Origin of the sequence: Planotetraspora kaengkrachanensis, from assembly GCF_016862895.1 — a bacterium.
In the GTDB taxonomy this organism is placed as follows: Bacteria; Actinomycetota; Actinomycetes; order Streptosporangiales; family Streptosporangiaceae; genus Planotetraspora; species Planotetraspora kaengkrachanensis.
This window is the reverse complement of the sequence record NZ_BONV01000043.1, coordinates 90259-108558: the sequence shown is the minus strand read 5'-3', so window position 1 is coordinate 108558 and position 18300 is coordinate 90259. Positions and strand designations below refer to the sequence as shown.

Below are 18300 nucleotides of genomic sequence, written 5' to 3'. Positions count from 1 at the left end.
GGTGGAGGGGGCCTGATCGTCCGCCGAGGCGGGCGACACCGTGGCGAAGAGCGGAACAGCGGTCAGTAACGCGACCGTCCATTTGATCGGCGCACGCCAACTCTTGTGCAACGTTGATGTCCTCTTCGCAGGTCGCCGCAGCGGACGACGGGCAGTACTCGCCCAGCAGCCTCGGGCACCCCGGCGAATGGGACACAAATGTCAGGCGAACAGCAGGTGAGTGCTCGCTGTTCTACGGGAGTCTCCACAGATCCGTGAACCTGCTCGTCAGCGCCCGTCCCCTGGCTCCCCGTCCCCGCTGTCCATCGAGCCGTCGTCCACGAGGCCGAGCAGGCCGCTGTTCACCGGCACGCGCCGGCTCGGGGAGAACCCCAGCAGCTCCGTCGCCAGCTCTTCGTTTCCGGCGAACCCGGCCGCCGAGTCGACGAGCTGGCATCCGTCCCACAACACGAGCATCGCCGAGACCGTGTGCGACGCCTTGTCGCTGTGCATGTCGTAGTGGGCCGCCGCGGGAACCGTCTCGTACCGGATCCACAGGTCGTGGCCGGTCATGAACGCGTCCAGGTCGTAGCGGACGGTGAGCCCGAGCAGGTCGGGCTTGTAGACGTCGTCGATGCCGGCGAACGCCTCGTCGAGCGCGATCAGACGCGGGCAGGTGTCGGACGCCGACGAGTACAGGGAGTTCGCCGCGGCGAAGAGCGGCAGATGGATCGCCGCGGACTTCTCCCCGCCGGACATCTGGGAGTGACGCTTCTTGCTCAGCCTCACCTCCTCCTGCCCCGGGACCTTGAGCCGGAGCTCGAACGACCGCCAGGTCCGGTAGTCCAGGACCTTGGAGAGGACCTCCTTGTACGTCGCCCGGGGATGCCCCGCCCGGTACTCGCGGATCATCTGCCGGAGGAGCCGGCGCATATCGGCCAGCCGGGCGCCCTCCAGACCGTCCTGTCCCAGCAGCTCGGAAATCTCCCGCTGCGAGTCAGTGATCTTGTCCGCCACCACCCAGCGGATGCCCACGGTCGTGCCGGTCGACATCGGCCTGGATCTGGTGTCGGCATCCATGCCCCTGACCAGCTCCTTCGCGGCGACGACACGTTGGAAGATCTGCTGAGCGAGGCCGGCGAGCAACTCGTCCTCGAGAACCGTGCGCTCACGCTCCTCCATCAGGACGCCCTGTTCCTCCGCGCGCGCCGCGGTGCGGTGTGCGAAGTCGGCGACCGGATGGCGGCCGTCGGCGTCCTGGACCTGGACGACGACCACGGACTCGCCCGGCTGCCAGTCCAGCCGATAGTCCTCCTCGCAGGCGTTCAGCGCGTCGTCGAACTCGCCCAGCGCCGCCGACATCCGGTCCCGGGCACGTTTCCTGGCCGCCTCGCCGATCTGCCGTCCCGAAGTGGCCTCCTCGTAGGACCTGAGCAGGTCGGCGGTGCCCTGCGGCAGGACGGACTCGACCGCCGCGGCCGCGTCCTGCCCGGCGAGCCGTTCGATGATGTCGCGCACGGACTGCTCCGGCGTCGCCCACTGGGCCCGGTCCGGCCACGCCGTCCCCGATCCGACGCCGAGGACCGGCCGCAGATCGGGGTGCGCGAGCGGCCCGAACGCCGCGAGCTGGTCGAGCAGCTCGCCCAGCGCGCCGGTGATAGCCCCCGTGCCGTGCTGGTAGGCGACCCTGGCCCCGACCAGGGCATCGTGCTCCCGCCTGACCGACGTGTCCGCGGCCTGCCAGGCCTCGTCCGCCGCTGCGAGTTCCCGTTCGATGTGGCCGATCTGCTCCAGGATCTCCTTGAGCGGTGCGCTCAGCGCCTCTTCCATGGCCGTGAGGCGCTCGGCTGCACCCGCGTGCCCCTCCTCCTTCTCGGCCAGGGTGTCGCGCGCGGTCTGATGCTCGGCTTCGAGCGAGGCGATCGTGCGGCGCCTCGACTCGAGGTCCGACTCAGCAGACGCGATGTGCTTGTGCTGCTCGGACACCAGTTCCGCGGTGGTGAGGAAATCCGTGATCGCCTGGGCGATCACCTCGATCTCCTTCTCCTCCGCGGGCATGTTCCGGTCGGTCGCCGCCTGCCGCAGCCTGCGGCGGTCGGCGTCCATCTCGGCGATGGCGCCGTCCAACGCCCTGGCGCGGTCCCCGTGTTCGGCGCGGGCCGCGGCCAGGAGGGTCGATTTCTGCGCCAGCGTGCCCACGGCGGTGAGGACGTCCTTGCCCACCGGCTGCAACTCGGCCTTGGCGCGGCCCACGTCGTCCAGCCGTGCCTGCGACGTGTCGCGCTCCGCCTGGGCGGCCGACAGTTCCCGCGAGGTGACCTCGATGTTCCGCTCGTACTCGGCGATGCGCGCCCGCCGCCGAGCCGCCCTGTTGGTGGCGCCGATGTACTCCGCCGTCGTTTTCTGCTGCGCGCCCAGGTGCACGCCGAACGCGAACTGCCCGCGCCGGGTCACCGCGGGCGTGGTCGCCGTGCCGACGAACACGTCGGTCAGGGCGATCGAGTCGAGCACGTCGGCGATGATCCGCGCGGGCACGTGGCTCTGGTCCTCCGGGACGAGGACGCTCGACAGGGTCGCCCCGGCCGGCCGCGATCCTGGCGGCGCGGGAAGCAGGTACGCGTCGGCCTCGCCCTGCTCCACAGCGGCGGCGGTGAGCCGGGGGTCCGGGTGGATCCATGCGGTGAGCAGACCCGCCGCGTCGAGAGCCCCCTCGATGGCCGCCGCATCGGCGTCCGAGACGTCGTCGGCGAACCGCACGAGCCGCCACAGCGCGGCGCCCTGCCGTGCCGTCCGGTCGGCGCGCCTGGCGCCGGCGAGCGCGGGCGCGTCGTCGCGTTCGGCCGCGATCTCCTGCACGAGCGCGGCCAGCCGGTCGCGCTCAGCCGTGAGCTGCGCCGACCTCGCGTCCAGCGCCGCCGCCGTTCGGGCGAGCGTCGTCCGCCGCGTTTCGGCCAGGTCGCCGAAGACCTCCGCGAGACGCGGAGCGCCCGCCTCTCCCAGACCGTCCAGCGCCTCGATGAGAACGGCGAGGTCGCCCGCACTCACCGGAGAGCCGGCGGAATCCGCGGACCATCGGCCGGCCCAGGCGTTCAGGTCGTCCAGCGCCTGCGCGCGCCCTTCCTCAAGCTCCCCGACCGCGGTCTCGACGGCCTGCTCGGCGGCTTCGGCCCGCTCCCGGGCCTTGTCCACGGCCTGCTCCGCCCGCCGCCGGTCCTTCTCGGCGTCGCCGAGCTTGCGCAGGCAGGCCTGCACGTCCTCCACGTCCTGCCGGCGTGCGCCGGCCTGTGCCCTGGCGGCCTGAAGATCGTCGTCGTCCGAATGCACGATCACCGCGAGCCTCGCCGCCTCGGCCCTGTCGGCGGCCAGCCGCCTGACACCGTCGCGGGAGCTCTTGAGCCGCCGGTCCGCGGCGTCCACCTCCGTGCGGAGGTCCGCGATGCGCGCGGCCGCCCTGGCGTTCGCCTCCCGCTCGTGGACGATCTCCTGCGCCTGCCTGCCGACCTGGCCGCGGAGGATCTCCAGCTCTCCCTGCGCGGTGTACGCGCTGTCCTTCTTGAGCCCGTCCAGCCGGGCGGAGAGCCTGTTCTGTTCCGTGCCCGCGTTCGTCCGCTCGTCCTCCGCGGCGCCGCGCGCGAGATCCGCGCGCCGCATCTCCGCACCGGCCACGGCGACCTCGCCGGCGTGCTTCACCACCTGCCGCGTACGGCCGGCGACGCGGTCGAGGTGGAAGCGCACTTCGGCCCGGAGGTAGTCGGCATACGACTCGAGGAAGGCCCTGGCGGCGCCGTCCGCGGCCGTGAGGTCGTCGAACTGCCGCTGGACTGCGGCCAGGTTGTCGAAATCACGCGCGGCCTGCTCGACGAGGCTCTCCGGCACCGGGCTCAGTCCTGCGGTGAGGGTGTCGGACACCTTGCCCGGGTCGAGGTCCTTGGCGAGCAGGGGCCTGCGCAGCGCGAGCAGCAGGTCGAGCAGTTGGGTGTACCGTTCGCGTCCCAGGCCGAACAGGGCGGAGTCGATCGCGTCCCGGTAGTCGGTCGGGGTGGTGTGCCACGCCTCGGGTTCGAGCACCCGCTTCAACTGCTGGTCGGTCAGCGGGCGGGAGTCGTCCGTCAGCAGGCCGAAGTCGACGCCCAGCCGCCGGCTCGTCACGAAATACGACCGTTTGACCTCCGGCCGGTCCTTGTGGGCGTGCATGGCGATGATGAGCGTGACGGTCCGTGCGCCCGCCGCGAACTCCATCCAGACGAACCCGTACTCCGACTCCTGTCCGCGGTACAGGAGGTTGGACTTCATCGTGCGGTTCTCGCCGCTGAAGGGATCCAGCCGGCGGGCGTCGACGACCCCGTCGAGGACGAAGGGGAACAGCACCTCGAGGGCCTTGGTCTTGCCGGAGCCGTTGTGACCGCGGAGCACCAGCCTGCCGTCCGCGAACACGAACTCCTCGTCCGTGTAGTCCCAGATGTTGATCAAACCGGCACGAGACGGTTTGAAGCGCGTCATTTCGGGTCTCCGTCGAAGAGGTCGAGCTGGTCTTTGGGTGGCGCCGGGATCGCCAGCGAGATGTTGCGATAACGGAGCGCGGCCGGAAGGACGAGGACGCCGCCGGGCACGGAACGGATGAGACGGAGGTCCTCGAGCATGGTGACCGCGGCGTCGAGCAGGCCGTGCGGATCCTGCTGCCAGGTGCCGGTGAAGGAGGCCGCGCCGAACTGGTCGTACAGCACCTCGATCAGCTCTTCCAGCCTGTGCCGCTCCACGAAGACGAGCTGTTCCGTGCTCTGCCCGGAGGGCGTGTGCGGCCCTTCGGACCAGGCCAGATCGTGGACGACCCCGGATTCCGGCAGCGCGGAGTCGATCCGGGCCAGCAGGTCCCGCTGCGCCTCGGCCTCGGCGGCCGCGTGCACGCGCCCCAGCACGTCGCCCTCCTCCAGGAGGTCGGCGATCCTGGCGATCAGGAGACCGGCCGCGCGGTTGACGACCCCGCCCCTGCCGGGGAAGGGCCGGTCGGTGAACCTCCCGGCCGGGTCGGCGAGCAGCACGCCCTCGGCGCGGCGCTCGACGACGAGGCCGGTGAGCCAGGCGAGGTTCTCGGCGACGTCGTCGCGCCGGAGCACGGCGGCCGTCTCCGCGTCGACGTCGGAGTAGTAGACGACCGGGCGCTCCAGCAACAGCCTCCGCGCCCTTCTTTCCACGGACGCGGCGCCGTCCAGCAGGCCGGCGGCGCTGGTGAGGTGTTGCAGCGGACGCGACGGACGGAAGATCATCGCGCAGACGTCGTGATCGATGTCGTACAGGGCGTCGCCACCGCCGCCGCGGGCCCACGCCTCGACCGAACCGTCGGAAAGGCTCAGCGCGCCGCGCTCGACCAGCCAGCCGAGCACGTCGACGACCGCTCCCTTGTGGCCGGGGACGAGCGGATCGAAGCCGAGCCCGTCGATGGAGTTGGCGACCGGGCCGAACTGCCGGACGAGGTCGGCCAGGCTGATCTCCACCCGCGACCGCTGGAACGAGCCGATGATCAGGCAGAGATACGCCAGGCGCCGCCGGTCGAACGGCTTGCCCGCCCTCGTGGTGAAGATCTTTCCGCGGGACGGGTTCAGCGTGTCGAGCTGACGGATCAGCCGCACATGGCGGGTCGTCGCGATCAGGGTGTAGCCGAACAGATCGCGAAGGTCCCGCGTGAGCTCGTCGGCCCAGGGCAGCACCCGCTCCAGCACTCCCGGCCGGGGGTGGACCGCCGTGATCAGGTCGCTGGTGAGAATCAGGCGCACCGCGTCCTGGTAGGCGCCGAGATCGCCGACAGGGACCTCGGCCGCCGCCTTCGGCTCAGCCACGTGCCCGCCCGGAACGCGAAACGATCTCCAGGGCGAACCCCGGCAGGTGCATCATCCCGTGGCGGGTGCGTACGGCGCCGCCCCTCGGATCCGGGACGAGCCTCATCAGCACGGTGTCATCGCTCCCCGCCCCGGACTCGAGCCGGCCGGCGACGACGGTCCGCGCCTCCAGCGCCCTGGTCAGCAGGGACATCAGCACCCTGGTCTCCGCCTCGTCGAGGACGCGGTCGTGGGCCCCTCGTGCCGCGAGGCTCTCCGCGGCGGTCTTCTCGGCCGTTCTGACCGCGATCTGCCGCCGCCGCAGGTCGGCCCGCTGTCCGGTGTCGACGCGGACAGGCTGCGGCAGACCGGGCCCGGCCTGCCGCCCCGTCCGGAACGGCGTGAGGGCGACCTCGATTCCCGGCGCGTCCCACCACGTCGCCGACGGCGAGATCTCCTCGACGTCGTCGTGGGCGCCGCCGAGATGGCGGGCCGAGCCGACGTTGAACGCCGCGGAGGCGAGGGCGTACGCCGCGTCCTCGTCGGGCGTGTTGTAGATCCACTGGGCGAGGTGCCGGAGCTCGGAGGCCCGGTTCACCCCTCCGCGCTGGGCTTCGGTGAGCTGACGGAGCAACGCGATCACACCCGAGACGGCCGCCCTGGTCGCACGCCGCAGATCCGCGGCCCCGGACACCTGCCCGGGCGCCGACGTGAACCACGCGCGCAACGCCTGCCAACGCCTCTTCCAGTCCTCGATCCGCTCCACGGTGCCGAGAAAAGGACGGTCGTCGGCGTCGGCCGCCCGTACGAGCATGGTGTTGACGCCGGTCGCCTCGACGTCGCGCACGGCACGGTCCAGCCGGGGCAGGTAGCGATCGAGCTCGGCCATGAAGTCGCTCATGTGGACGAGCAGGGCGTTCTTGTAGCGGAGGAACACCTCAGGTGAGGCGTCGGTGGAGTTGACGATCTGGTTGAGGGTCACGTGGAACTGGGCGGACCTGCGGACCATGTCCTCCATGACCTGGTTCAACCGGGACAGCCGCCGATGAACCTGCTCCTCGTCGCCGGTGCGGTTGGCCGCCGCGAGCGCCTCGAGGTCGTCGAGGATGTCCGAGAAGACCAGACGGGACAGGTTCGCGTCGCGGACCCGGGCGGCCAGCACGTCTTCGACCGCGACGAAGGCCCGGTAGCCGAGCTCGCTGAACTGGTACACGGACTGCCTGTTGCGGTACCGCTCCAGCGATCCGGCCCGGGACGCGTCCTCAAGCCTGTGGATGATCCCGTCTTCCGCCAGCGCGTCCAGCCGGCTGCGCAGGTCTCCGTCCAACCGGGGGACCTCGTCGTGGACCAGCGCCAGATCCCGGAGCGCCGCCAGCACGTCGTCGCCGTCCACCTGGACGCGATGCACCGCGCGGAGGCGCTCCATGGCTCGCAGCACCCACAGATAGGCGACGTGGTCGTCTCTGCGGGTGAAGTTGAACAGCCGGAAACGGTCGCCGATCGCCGGCGCATCCAGGTCCAGGGCTCTCGAGCCGTCAAAAGAATCAGCCATGACCAGGTAAGTATTCCGCAAGGGTGCGACAACCCCAGGAAGGTCCGTCGCCGCTGCCGCCGGCGGCATTTCATGCGCTAGCCTCGATCACGACACCGCGGGAGCCCGGCGCACGGGCTGAGAGTGTGGCTGACGCGGCCACAGACCGCTCGAACCTGACCGGGTCATGCCGGCGTAGGGAGTTGGTCCGAAATGATGTCCGAGTCGACCGTCACGCACGCGATCCGCCGGCCGTTCAGCGAAGAGCTGTGGGACGCGATCGTCCCGACCTACAAGGCGATCCTCGACCATCCGTTCATCACGGGCCTGGTCGACGGCACCCTGCCGCGCGACGCCTTCCGCCACTTCGTGGTGCAGGACTCGCACTACCTGCGCGACTACGCACGGGCGCTGGCGTTGTGCGCGGCGAAGGCGCCCACCGAGGACGACGTGCGCGCCTTCGCGAGCGACGCCGTGGGAGCGATCGCCGCGGAGCAGGACATGCACAGCGCGTTCATGGCCGATCTCGGCGGCTCCGCGGAACAGGCCGCCACGGCGCCCGTCGGGCCGACCACTCAGGCGTACACGAGCTACCTGCTGGCGACGGTGTACGGGGGTTCGTTCCTGGACGGCCTCGCGGCGGTGCTCCCCTGCTACTGGATCTACGCCAGGGTCGGCGAGGAACTGCTCGAACGCTCCTCCCCCGACCCGCTCTACCGCCGCTGGATCGCCGCCTACGGTGACGAGGCGTTCCAGAGCGTGGTCCGCCGGGTGGTGGCCCTTGCCGACCGCGCCGGGGAGGAGGCGACGGACGGTCAACGGGCCGGCGCCCGGGACCACTTCGTCACCACGTCGCGCTACGAGTGGATGTTCTGGGACGCCGCCTGGCGGCGGGAGGCGTGGCCGGTCTGACGCCGGCCGGATCAACCGCGGGGCCGGTGGCCGGCGTCAGGAGGTTTCCGCGAGCGCCGCGGCCGGAGGCGACGCCGCGATCTCGAACCACACGACCTTGCCCGTGTAGGTGAGGACGGCGCCCCATCGCTCGGCCATCCGCTCGATCAGGCGCAGTCCCCGGCCGTCTTCCCCGCACGCGCCGGGGAGTCTCAATTCCGGCATCTCCGGGTTCAGGTCGTTCACTTCGCATCGAAGCGTGCCGTCGATGAGGGACAAGGTCAGAAGCGGCTTCCCCCACGCGTGCCGCAACGCGTTCGTGATCAGCTCGGCGGCGAGCAGTTCCACGACGTCGGTCTGGTCGTCCAGTCGCCACCCGGCCATCGACGCGCGGACCAGCCGGCGGCCTTCCGGCACCGCGGACGGGTCGTCCGCCAGGACCCACGTCATGCGGTGGCCCTGAGCGGGTCGTGTGGCCCGGGCGGGCGGCCGCGAGCGGGAACCGCCGAGCTCCGTGTTCGAAAGCCCTGCCCGGCGGATCACCGGCGGAAGGGCTGTGTCGGCGGTCATGGCTCCCACCTCCCTGGCTGGATCTTCCCTTCCAGGGTCCCGCCGTGTACGCGCGTCGTCTGCGACGGCAGCACCCATCTTGGGATCCGGGAGACCCGACTCCGCCGCTACCTGCTGGCCGCCATGCCCATGTGGCCCACCGCCGGGCCGAGCCCGCGACCACCGGGGATCTGGGGCTGGGCGGTTACTGCCCCGCGTCCGCGAGGTGCGCGAATTCGGGGTGATGCCAGGGAAGCCGGACCGGCTCGGCCGGGATCTCGCCCGCGTAGAGGCGCTCGAGCAACCCTGCCAGCCCCCATGGGACGACGTTCTCCTCCGTCGCCCGCAGCTCCGCCAGTGACCACCACCGGTGCCCGGTGATGTAGTCGGCCTCGTACCGCTCGCGCCCCTCGCCGGTCAGGGCGAACTCCGGCACGCGCAGGAAGAAGAACGAGTCCACAGAGAACCGGATCCGGCCGTCCCAGCCGGCCCTCCAGTGACCCGACGCGGTGGCGACGACCGGCCCCAACTCCTCCGGGGCGACCTGATGTCCGGTCTCCTCGCGCAGCTCGCGCACCGCCGCCATGACGAGCGGCTCACCCTCGTCGACTCCCCCACCGGGGGTGAACCATGTGGCGTCGACGCTGCTGAAGAGCAGAATCCGATCTTGATCGTTCACGACGAGCAGGCGCGCGCTCGGGCGCTGGATGAAACCGGGCACGGCGGCCAGCCTAGGACGGGCCACGTCACTCGGCATCCCCGCGCGCGCTTCAGTCGCTCCAGTTGAGCGTGTCGCGTGACGCGGGCTCACCGGCGTCGTCGGCCGCCGGAGCGGCGGGAAGCCGGAGGACGAAGCGTGCGCCGCGAGTGCTGTCCTCGATCCCGAGGGTGCCGCCCGCGCCCTCGGCGATCTGCCGGGCGATCGCCAGGCCGAGCCCCGCGCCGCCGGCGTCCTTGCTGCGGGCCGCGTCCAGCCGGATGAACCGCTGGAACACCAGTTCGCGCTTGTCCGGATCGATGCCGGGGCCGTCGTCGGCCACCTCCAGCACCGCGGCGCCTGCGGAGAAGCGCTCGTCGCCGCCATCCGGCTCCCGCCGTACGGTCACGATTATCGTGCTCTCCGCGTGCCGTTGGGCGTTGTCGAGGAGGTTGGTGAACACGCGCGCCAGCCGTGAGCGGTCGCCCACGACGTACACGTCAGGCTCGAGCACCGTCTCGATCACCTTGGTGTGCCGGCGCGCCCGCAACTCCGCGGTGACGAGGTCGGAAAGGTCGACGGGCTCGCGCGCGCCGGGCATCGCGGAGTCCAGGCGGGCGATGGTCAGCAGGTCGTGCACGATCGCCTGCAGTCGCTTGAGATCGCGCAGCAGGGCCACGCCCAGTTTGGGCACGGTGGTCTCCTGGGGCGCGATCAGCGCGTCCTCCACCTCCGCCTGCATCGCCGCGATCGGGCTGCGCAGGTCGTGGGACGCGTCGGAGACGAACTGGCGCTGCTGGAGCAGAGCGGCCTCCAGGCGGCTCAGGGTGTGGTTGACGCTGTCCGCCAGATCGTGGATCTCGTCGTCACCTGCCGGCACGGGCACGCGGCGGTCGGGGCAACTGGCGTTGATCTCCTCGAGTTCCGCCTGGATGGCCCGCACCGGCCGGAGGGACGCGTTGGCGACCCGGTAGCCGAGGTACGTGACGGCCGCGGCGAGCGTGATCGCGCTCCCTCCCACCAGGGCGGCCACCCGTGGATCGACCCACGCGGGCAACACCGGGTTGGCGCTGTAGACGATCCATTTCTCGCCGTCACGGAAGGCCGCCTTCGCCACCACGATGTTGCACTCCCCCGCGGGGAAGACCCCGTCGCACACGACGGAGTTCGTGATCGTCCTGTCGGGGGTGAACCTGGCCATGCGCGGCTTGCCCCGGAGTTGGTCCGTGGCGGCGACGACTGTGCCTTCGGGGTCGACGACCTGCATGTTGCGGGACGGGTGGTACGCGAGGGGATAGGAGACGCGGCCCCGTTCGACGGCGACGGCCACGCGGCCGGCGTTCGCGGCGAGTTCGTCGGTGAGGAAGTCCGTCGCGATGCGGCTGATGGCGATCATCAGGACCGTGGCGAGGAGCGCAGAGAGCAAAGCCGCCACCACGCCGGTGAACAGAGTGATGCGCGTTGTGATGGACCATTGCTGTGGCGCGCTCATCCGCGGTTTCCCCCTGACCAGTGCACCACACGCGCCGGAGGGCGGAGGCCGAAGGGGGCGTGCCGAACGGCCTGGGGATCAGCCGCCTTTCGCCGGCGACGAGCTGTTCAGTAACCGGCATTCCATCTACAGTGGTTACGTGATCCTCGCCGTCGCGCTCGCACTGCTGTCGGCGATCGCCTTCGGGGTCTCCGACTTCCTCGGCGGGCTCGCGGCCATGCGCCTGCGCGTCGTACCGGCGACGGCGATCATCTACCTTTTCTCCACGTTCATCCTCGCGATCCTGGTGGTCCTGGGCGACGGGGAGTGGTCACCCGCCTCTGTGCTCGCGGGATCCGCCGCGGGCCTGCTCGCGATCATCGGATTCCTGACGTTCTACGCGGCGCTCGCCCTCGGGCCGATGAGCCTCGCCTCGCCGCTGATCGCCGTCCTGGAGTCCGTCGTGCCGATCGCCGTGGCGGTCGCGCGTGGTGAGCGTCTGACGCCCTGGTCCTGGGTCGCCGTGACCCTGGCCGTCGCGAGCGGAATCTTGATCTCGGTCCGGCGGCGGTCCGACCCGGCGCGGGTCCGGGTTCGGACACGGACGGTCGTGCTCTCCGTGGTGGCCGGCGTCAGCCTGGGTCTTTCCATCGTTTCCCTGGATCTCGCACCGGACGAATCCGGCCTCACGTCCGGGCTGGTGGAAAGCGCGGTGGGTCTGATCGTGCTGGCGCCGCTCCTGGCGCTTCCCGCAGGCGGCGCCCGCGCACGGCACGCCCTGTCGTTGCTGGACGGCGACGCGGTGCGAGCCCGCCCGCCCTCCCCCGGCGCCGGCCGCGTGCCGGGCATCGCGGCCGGAGTGCTGCTCGGGGGCGCCAACGCCCTGCTCCTTCTCGCGCTGGGCTCCGGCAGCCTCGCCGTCGTGTCCGTGCTGGTCAACCTGTATCCCCTGGCCACGATCGCCCTGTCCCGTGTCGCGCTGAACGAGCGGATGGCTCCGGCGCAGGCCCTCGGCGTCGCGCTGGCCCTGACCGCGACCGTGTTGCTCGCGTTCGCACAGACGTGACGAGCCTCCCGTCCCAGGACCGTACTTTCGGCCGGTCCGGCGCGAACGGGTTTCTCGTAGCCTGATCGGGTGCATCTTCGGGATCGGCTGAGCTTGCGGCCCGGGACCCTGGCCGACGCCGGGCTGGTGCTCGTGTTCGTCGCGGTGCTCGTCCTCGCGGCGCTCGCCATCGAGGACACATGGGGCGCCGGCTACTGGCAGTTCGACTGCGCCGCCGGAGCCGTGGTGTGCGTGATCGCCCTGGCGCGCGGGCGTGACCGGGTGTGGGCCGCGGCCGCGGGCCTGGCCGTCGCGGCGGTCGCCGTGCTGGCCACCCGGTTCGTCCATCTGCCCGCCGAGCCCGGCCCCGCCATGATCCTGGCCCTGGCCGTGCTCGTGGGTTCGGCGATCAGAGCGCTGCCGGTTCCGCAGGCCGCCGCCGTGGCCGCCGCGGGCCTCGCGGTGGTCGCCGGCGCCTGGCTCTCCGCCCCTCCGCTCTCCTCGGGGACGGTGCCGCGCATGACCGTCGCGGGATGGCTCGCCGCCCTCACGATCGGACTGAGCCTGCGGTCCCTCGACGCCCGCCGCCGCGCCACGACAGAGAAGGTACGGCGCGACGAGCGTCTGGAGTTGGCCAGGGAACTGCACGACGTCGTCGCCCACCACATCACCGGCATCGTGGTCCAGGCCCAGGCCGCGCGGCTCGTCGCCCGCAGGCGCCCGGACACGCTCGACGACTGCCTGGCGGACATCGAGTCCGCGGGCTCCGGCGCGCTGGCGGCGATGCGCCGCGTCGTCGGCATCCTGCGCGACGACGGGGACGCCGCATCCACGACGCCCGGGCCCGAACAACTCGGCGACCTGGTCGAGCGCTTCAGCGGACACGGCCCCGAGGTGCGCCTGCGGCTCCCCGGCGGCGAATCGGCGTGGCCGCCCGAGGTGGCCGGCACCGTCTACCGCGTCGTACAGGAATCGCTGACGAACGTCGTCCGGCACGCCCGGCACGCCAAGTCGGTCACGGTCAGCGTCGCCCAGGATCGGCGGGCCGTCACCGTCGAGGTCGTCGACGACGCCGCACCGGCCCCGGTCCGCCATCACCACCGCGGCGGATACGGCCTGGTCGGGATGCGGGAGCGCGTCGAGGTCCTCGGAGGGACCCTGCACGCCGGTCCGCGCCCCGGGGCAGGCTGGTCCGTGCTCGCCACCCTGCCAGTTCCCGTCGCGGAGCCCCGATGACCATCAGGGTGCTGTTGGCCGACGACCAGGCGATGGTGCGCGGCGGCCTGCGGATCATCCTCGAGGACCAGCCGGACATCGACGTGGTGGCCGAGGCGTCGGACGGCGTCGAGGCGGTAGAACTGGCCAGGCGGCTGCGCCCGGACGTGTGCCTCGTGGACATCAGGATGCCCCGTCTCGACGGCATCGAGGTCACCCGCGCGCTGGCCGGCCCCGGGGTCACCGATCCGCTCAGGGTGGTCGTGGTCACTACCTTCGACCTCGACGAATACGTGTACGGCGCGCTGCGCGGCGGGGCGACCGGCTTCATCTTGAAGGACGCCGGCCCCGTCCTGCTCGTCGAGGCCGTCCGCGCGGCCAACGCCGGGGACGCCCTGGTCTCACCGTCGGTCACCACCCGGCTGCTGCGGCGGCTGACGGAGACGGCGGCGCCCGCCGGCGGGAAGCCCGCGCAGGCGCTGTCAGAAAGGGAACTCGAGGTCGTCCGGGCCCTCGCCGTCGGCCGCACCAATCAGGAGATCGCCGCGGACCTGTTCATCTCACTCAGCACGGTCAAGAGCCACCTGTCGGGAATCCAGGCCAAGCTCGGGGTGCGCAACCGCGTCGGGATCGCCGCCTGGGCCTGGGAGAACCATGTCATGCGGGGCCGTCCGGGCTCATCGGGGTGAATCGGCCTCCGCCTCCAGGGGTGGTGCCCCCAGCAGCGCCAGGCAGTTGCGCCACATCGCCTCGAGCTGCCCGGGATCGTTGAGGAGCTTCGCGAAGAGCACCCGCCCCTCCAGTTGGGCCACGATCGATCGCGCCGCGTCGTGCATGTCCACCGTGGCGGCGATCTCACCGCGCTCGTGCGCCTCGGCGACCACCTGCTCGATCAGCTCGATCTGGGCGTCGAAGATCTCCTGCAGCCGCTGTCGCACGTCGTCGGCCTGGTTGCTGAGCTCGAGGGCGAGATTGCCGAACAGGCAGCCGACGACCTTGCCGTTGTCCTGCTGACCGACGCGCTGCACGGTCTCGGTCGCCAGGAACAGGTCGCGCAACCGCTGCAACGGGGGACGGTCACGACCGAGCACCTCGGTCCACTGTTGTCGCTGCTCCGTCCAGTGCTCGTTGATCACGGTGATCGCGAGGGCCTGCTTGGACTCGAAGAAGTGGTAGAAGCTGCCCTTCGGCACTCCTGCCGCCGCACAGATCTCGGCGACCCCCAAGGCGGTGTAGCCACGCTGCTCGATCAGCGTTCGCGCCGCCGAGAGGATCTTGTCTCTCGCGTCACTGGTCCGTCCCATGGTTGCGAGTATACGACCAGTCGTCTAGCTTGAATAGTAGACCGGTCGTCTCAAGACAGAATCACTGAAGGGAACAGCCATGAGCACTGATCGAGGACAGAAGGTCGCAGTGATCACCGGAGCGTCGCAGGGCATCGGCGCCGGACTGGTCGAGGCCTACCGCAAGCTCGGCTACGGAGTCGTCGCCACGTCACGGTCGATCGCCCCCTCCGAGGACGCGGACGTCGTGACCGTGCGGGGCGACATCGCGGACGCGGACACGGCCGAGCGTGTGGCGGCCGAGGCGCTGAGCCGTTTCGGCCGCATCGACACCCTGGTCAACAACGCCGGCGTCTTCGTCGCCAAGCCGTTCACCGACTACACCGACGACGACTACGCCAGGGTGACCGGCGTGAACCTCTCGGGGTTCTTCCACATCACCCGGCGGGTGCTGGGCACCATGACGGCACAGGGGGGAGGCCACATCGTCAACATCACGACCAGCTTCGTCGACCAGCCCAACTCCGCGGTTCCGTCCGTGCTCGCCTCGCTGACCAAGGGCGGCCTGGCTGCCGCCACGAAGTCGCTGGCCATCGAGTACGCGACCCGGTCCGTACGGGTGAACGCCGTCTCGCCCGGGGTCATCAAGACGCCCATGCACCCCGCCGAGACCCACGAGACGCTCGCGGGACTGCACCCGGTCGGCCGGATGGGCGGGATCGACGACGTCGTGGACGGAGTGATGTACCTGGAGTCCGCGCCGTTCGTGACCGGCGAGATCCTGCACATCGACGGCGGCCAGAGCGCCGGCCACTGACGGCCCGGGCGAAGCGAGGAACGACAGGAGCCGGACCGATGCCGATCGTCACCATCCAGATCACCCGCGAGGGAACAGAACCCGGCGCGGAGTCCGCCACCGCCGAGCAGAAGGCCGCGCTCATCCAGGGCGTGAGCCGGTTGCTGCTCGACGTGCTCGGCAAACCGATGGAGTCCACCTTCGTCGTCATCGACGAAGTCGAACTGGAGAACTGGGGCTGGGGCGGCCTGCCGGTCGAACAGTTCCGCGCCCAGCGGCGCTCACGTCCTTCCGGATGAGCGAACCTGGGCACGTGGGAAGGCGCGGGGCCGCTCGGTGAGCCGGCCCCGCGCCCCCGGCACGTCAGAGCACGCCGCTCTCGATCGCCTGCTTGAGGGCGGTCTGCGTCTGCTGGTGCGAGGCGACGCCGTTCGTGACGACGAAGTCGATCAGCGAGGTGTCCGCCTCGAAGGTGAGGCGCTCGGTGACCTTGGTCCTGCCGCCGGACAGCTTCGTGAAGGTGATCTTCTGGTGGGTGACCACGTTGGGCTCCGACCAGGTGTCCGTCTCGTAGAAGAGATCGTCGCGGTGGAGCCGCTGCTGCGCGTGCGTCGCCAGCGAGACGACGGTGCCTTCGAAGGGCACGTCCTCGATGGCGGTGAAGTTGATGTAGCGCACGTCACAGTCCGTGAACTGCTTGTGGGTGACGACCCGCTTGAGGAACGCGGCCCTGCCGATGTGGTTGTTGATGTTCGAGTAGGCGTCGAACACGTCCTTGGCGGACCCGTCGATCGTGACGGAGATGCTGGTCGTGGTCCGGCTCCGCCCCGACTCGGGCGGCGGCGGGGGCGTGACCTCGGCGAACTTGTAGGTGTCCCAGGCCGTCTGCCACTGGGCGGCGATCTCCGGGTCGGTGTCGACGGCATCCGCGTTGGCGGGGAGGGAGAGGGAGGCGACCATGGCGGTCGCCACGAAGAGTGGCGCCGCAAGGAGGCGCAGGAACTTCTTCACGCATACCTCGAGAAGAGTCGGTGGAGTGTATTTGATCTTCTATCGCATGACGTGGTGATTGAGAACACTTCGCGCTGAAGAGCTCAAGGCGGCCGCTACACCGCTTGCGATCGAGACCGTGCCAGGGGCCGGCCCAGTAATCACACTCGCGCCTTTACCTGGTCGTCACTAATATGGACAGCCGTAACTGATCGGACCAGGGAGACCAGACATGGCGGGTGACGACGACATCTCCGGGTGAGACCCGGACATGATCGGCCGTCGGCGGGCGCACGAGAGCGCCTTCGCCGGGGCCCACGTCGTCGTTCTCTTCATCCATGTCCCTGGCTGGGCGTGCCATCGCCGCACCCGCGTTTCCATCGAGGTCTCCCGCATGTCCGACGCGTTCGTCATCTGCTCCAATCTCTCCTTCTCCTGGCCCGACGACACCCCGGTCTTCCAGGGCCTGTCCTTCACCGTGGGCGCCGGCCGTACCGGCCTCGTCGCGCCGAACGGCGCCGGTAAGAGCACCCTGCTCAAGCTGATCGCCGGCGAGTACCGTCCCGGCGGCGGCACCGTGTCCGCCACGGGAGTGGTCGGCTACCTCCCGCAGAGCCTGCCCCTCGTCGGTGACCTGAGCGTCGCCGAGGTCCTGGGGATCGCCCATGTGATCAGGGCTCTGGACGCCATCGAGTCCGGCGACGCCGACGAGGAGCACTTCACCACGGTCGGCGACGACTGGGACATCGAGGAGCGCACCCGCGCCCAGCTGGACAGGCTCGGCCTCGGGGACGTGGCCCTCACCCGGCGCCTGCGCACCCTCAGCGGCGGCCAGGTCGTCTCCCTCGGCCTGGCGGCACAGCTGCTGAAGCGGCCCGACGTCCTGCTGCTCGACGAGCCGACCAACAACCTCGATCTCGACGCCCGCCGCAGGCTCTACGACGTGCTCGAGGACTGGAACGGCTGCCTCCTGCTGGTCAGCCACGACCGCGCCCTGCTCGACCGCATGGACCGCATCGCCGAACTCGACCAGGGGGAGATCCGCTCGTACGGCGGCAACTTCACCGCGTACGAGGAGGCCGTGCGCGCCGCGCGGGAGGTCGCGGAGAAGAACGTCCGCAACGCCGAGCAGGACCTCAAACGAGAGAAGCGGGAGATGCAGCAGGCCCGCGAACGGGCCGAACGCCGGGCGGGCAACGCCGTCCGCAACCTCAAGAGCGCCGGCCTGCCGAAGATCTTCGCCGGGACGATGAAGCGCGACGCCCAGGAGTCGGCGGGCAGGTCGAACGAGACGCACGCCGCCCGGGTCGGCGACGCCAAGGCGAAGCTCGACGAGGCGAGCCGCGCCCTGCGCGACGAGCAGCGGATCACGCTCGAGCTTCCCGCGACCAACGTCCCCGCCGGTCGCACGGTCTTCCTCGGGAGCGGCATGCAGGTCCGCCACGGCGACCGGGCCCTGTTCGCCGGAGACGGCGCGGACCTGGTGATCCGAGGGCCCGAACGGATCGCGCTGACCGGCCCCAACGGCGCAGGCAAGTCCACCCTGCTGCGCCTCGTCAACGGCGAACTGGAGCCGGGGGGCGGTGGGACCCGGCGGGCCGACGGCCGGGTCGCCTACCTGTCCCAGCGGCTTGACCTGCTGGATCTGGACCGCACCGTGGCGGAGAACCTGGCCGCGTTCGCGCCCGCGATGCCGGAGGCGGAGCGGATGAACCTCCTCGCCCGGTTCCTGTTCCGGGGCTCCCGCGTCCACCTCCCGATCTCGGTGCTGTCCGGCGGCGAACGGCTGCGCGCCACCCTCGCCTGCGTCCTGTACGCCGAGCCCGCGCCCCAGTTGCTGCTCCTGGACGAACCGACCAACAATCTCGACCTCGTCAGCGTCGGTCAGCTGGAAAGCGCGCTGAACGCCTACGAGGGCGCGTTCGTGGTGGTCAGCCACGACCAGCGGTTTCTCACGGAGATCAAGGTCGACCGCTGGCTGCGGCTGGACGACGGCCGCCTGCTGGAGATCGGGGCCCCCGACGGCGACTGAAACGGCTT

Annotated in this window: 15 protein-coding genes and 1 riboswitch; of the genes, 7 read left to right on the top strand and 8 right to left on the bottom strand. The window is 70.8% G+C overall.

Translation table 11 applies throughout. The features are described 5' to 3' along the window. Positions 1 to 267: 267 nt before the first annotated feature. The 3 genes from Pka01_RS34260 to Pka01_RS34250 are packed head-to-tail and all read right to left on the bottom strand — an operon-like array spanning position 268 to position 7344. On the bottom strand, positions 268 to 4479 hold the full coding sequence (locus Pka01_RS34260; protein WP_203887114.1) for an SbcC/MukB-like Walker B domain-containing protein: 4212 nt from the start codon (positions 4477 to 4479) through the stop codon (positions 268 to 270). After that, positions 4476 to 5813, bottom strand: a complete 1338-nt coding sequence (locus tag Pka01_RS34255) for a DUF2398 family protein (RefSeq protein ID WP_203887113.1) — start codon at positions 5811 to 5813, stop codon at positions 4476 to 4478. Before Pka01_RS34255 ends, Pka01_RS34260 begins: the two co-directional genes overlap by 4 nt. After that, positions 5806 to 7344, bottom strand: a complete 1539-nt coding sequence (locus tag Pka01_RS34250; RefSeq protein WP_203887112.1) for a TIGR02677 family protein — start codon at positions 7342 to 7344, stop codon at positions 5806 to 5808. Before Pka01_RS34250 ends, Pka01_RS34255 begins: the two co-directional genes overlap by 8 nt. An 87-nt stretch (positions 7345 to 7431) precedes the next feature. After that, a riboswitch (TPP riboswitch) is annotated at positions 7432 to 7542 on the top strand. Here Pka01_RS34250 and tenA point away from each other — a divergent pair. Then, on the top strand, positions 7537 to 8235 hold the full coding sequence (gene tenA / locus Pka01_RS34245; protein ID WP_239115806.1) for a thiaminase II: 699 nt from the start codon (positions 7537 to 7539) through the stop codon (positions 8233 to 8235). (Overlaps the previous riboswitch by 6 nt.) A gap of 36 nt (positions 8236 to 8271) precedes the next feature. On the opposite strand, the gene Pka01_RS34240 is transcribed toward tenA, so the two are convergent. From Pka01_RS34240 to Pka01_RS34230, 3 genes are all read right to left on the bottom strand, one after another. Continuing rightward, on the bottom strand, positions 8272 to 8784 hold the full coding sequence (locus Pka01_RS34240; protein ID WP_203887111.1) for an ATP-binding protein: 513 nt from the start codon (positions 8782 to 8784) through the stop codon (positions 8272 to 8274). Between the two features lie 184 nt (positions 8785 to 8968). Further along, positions 8969 to 9484: an NUDIX hydrolase gene (locus Pka01_RS34235; RefSeq protein WP_203887110.1), complete on the bottom strand. Its 516-nt coding sequence runs from the start codon at positions 9482 to 9484 to the stop codon at positions 8969 to 8971. 49 nt (positions 9485 to 9533) lie between these two features. Further along, positions 9534 to 10952, bottom strand: a complete 1419-nt coding sequence (locus Pka01_RS34230; protein ID WP_203887109.1) for a HAMP domain-containing sensor histidine kinase — start codon at positions 10950 to 10952, stop codon at positions 9534 to 9536. Positions 10953 to 11091: 139 nt separating this feature from the next. Here Pka01_RS34230 and Pka01_RS34225 point away from each other — a divergent pair, with 139 nt between their 5' ends. The 3 genes from Pka01_RS34225 to Pka01_RS34215 all read left to right on the top strand — a co-directional run bounded on the left by Pka01_RS34225 (position 11092) and on the right by Pka01_RS34215 (position 13880). Continuing rightward, the gene (locus Pka01_RS34225) at positions 11092 to 11997 is read left to right on the top strand and encodes an EamA family transporter (RefSeq protein ID WP_203887108.1); all 906 of its coding nucleotides are present in this window, start codon (positions 11092 to 11094) and stop codon (positions 11995 to 11997) included. A gap of 69 nt (positions 11998 to 12066) precedes the next feature. After that, entirely contained in the window at positions 12067 to 13212 is a 1146-nt protein-coding gene (locus tag Pka01_RS34220) for a sensor histidine kinase (protein WP_239115804.1), read from the top strand. Further along, a complete protein-coding gene (locus Pka01_RS34215) occupies positions 13209 to 13880 on the top strand; it encodes a response regulator (protein WP_203887107.1) in 672 nt (223 codons plus the stop codon). Before Pka01_RS34220 ends, Pka01_RS34215 begins: the two co-directional genes overlap by 4 nt. Here Pka01_RS34215 and Pka01_RS34210 read toward each other — a convergent pair. Then, the gene (locus tag Pka01_RS34210) at positions 13869 to 14495 is read right to left on the bottom strand and encodes a TetR/AcrR family transcriptional regulator (RefSeq protein WP_203887106.1); all 627 of its coding nucleotides are present in this window, start codon (positions 14493 to 14495) and stop codon (positions 13869 to 13871) included. The two genes, Pka01_RS34215 and Pka01_RS34210, sit on opposite strands and share 12 nt — an antisense overlap. Before the next feature lie 79 nt (positions 14496 to 14574). Here Pka01_RS34210 and Pka01_RS34205 point away from each other — a divergent pair, with 79 nt between their 5' ends. Beyond that, positions 14575 to 15291 carry an SDR family NAD(P)-dependent oxidoreductase gene (locus Pka01_RS34205; RefSeq protein WP_203887105.1) on the top strand — a complete coding sequence of 239 codons (717 nt, stop codon included), beginning with the start codon at positions 14575 to 14577 and terminating at the stop codon, positions 15289 to 15291. Between the two features lie 38 nt (positions 15292 to 15329). Beyond that, positions 15330 to 15569, top strand: a complete 240-nt coding sequence (locus Pka01_RS34200) for a tautomerase family protein (protein WP_203887104.1) — start codon at positions 15330 to 15332, stop codon at positions 15567 to 15569. Positions 15570 to 15633: 64 nt separating this feature from the next. On the opposite strand, the gene Pka01_RS34195 is transcribed toward Pka01_RS34200, so the two are convergent. After that, positions 15634 to 16281: a hypothetical protein gene (locus Pka01_RS34195; protein ID WP_203887103.1), complete on the bottom strand. Its 648-nt coding sequence runs from the start codon at positions 16279 to 16281 to the stop codon at positions 15634 to 15636. A gap of 250 nt (positions 16282 to 16531) precedes the next feature. Between Pka01_RS34195 and abc-f the strand changes: the two genes are divergently transcribed. Then, complete coding sequence (abc-f, locus tag Pka01_RS34190) at positions 16532 to 18292, top strand: ribosomal protection-like ABC-F family protein (protein WP_275414525.1); 1761 nt, start codon at positions 16532 to 16534, stop codon at positions 18290 to 18292. The last annotated feature ends 8 nt before the right edge of the window (positions 18293 to 18300 follow it).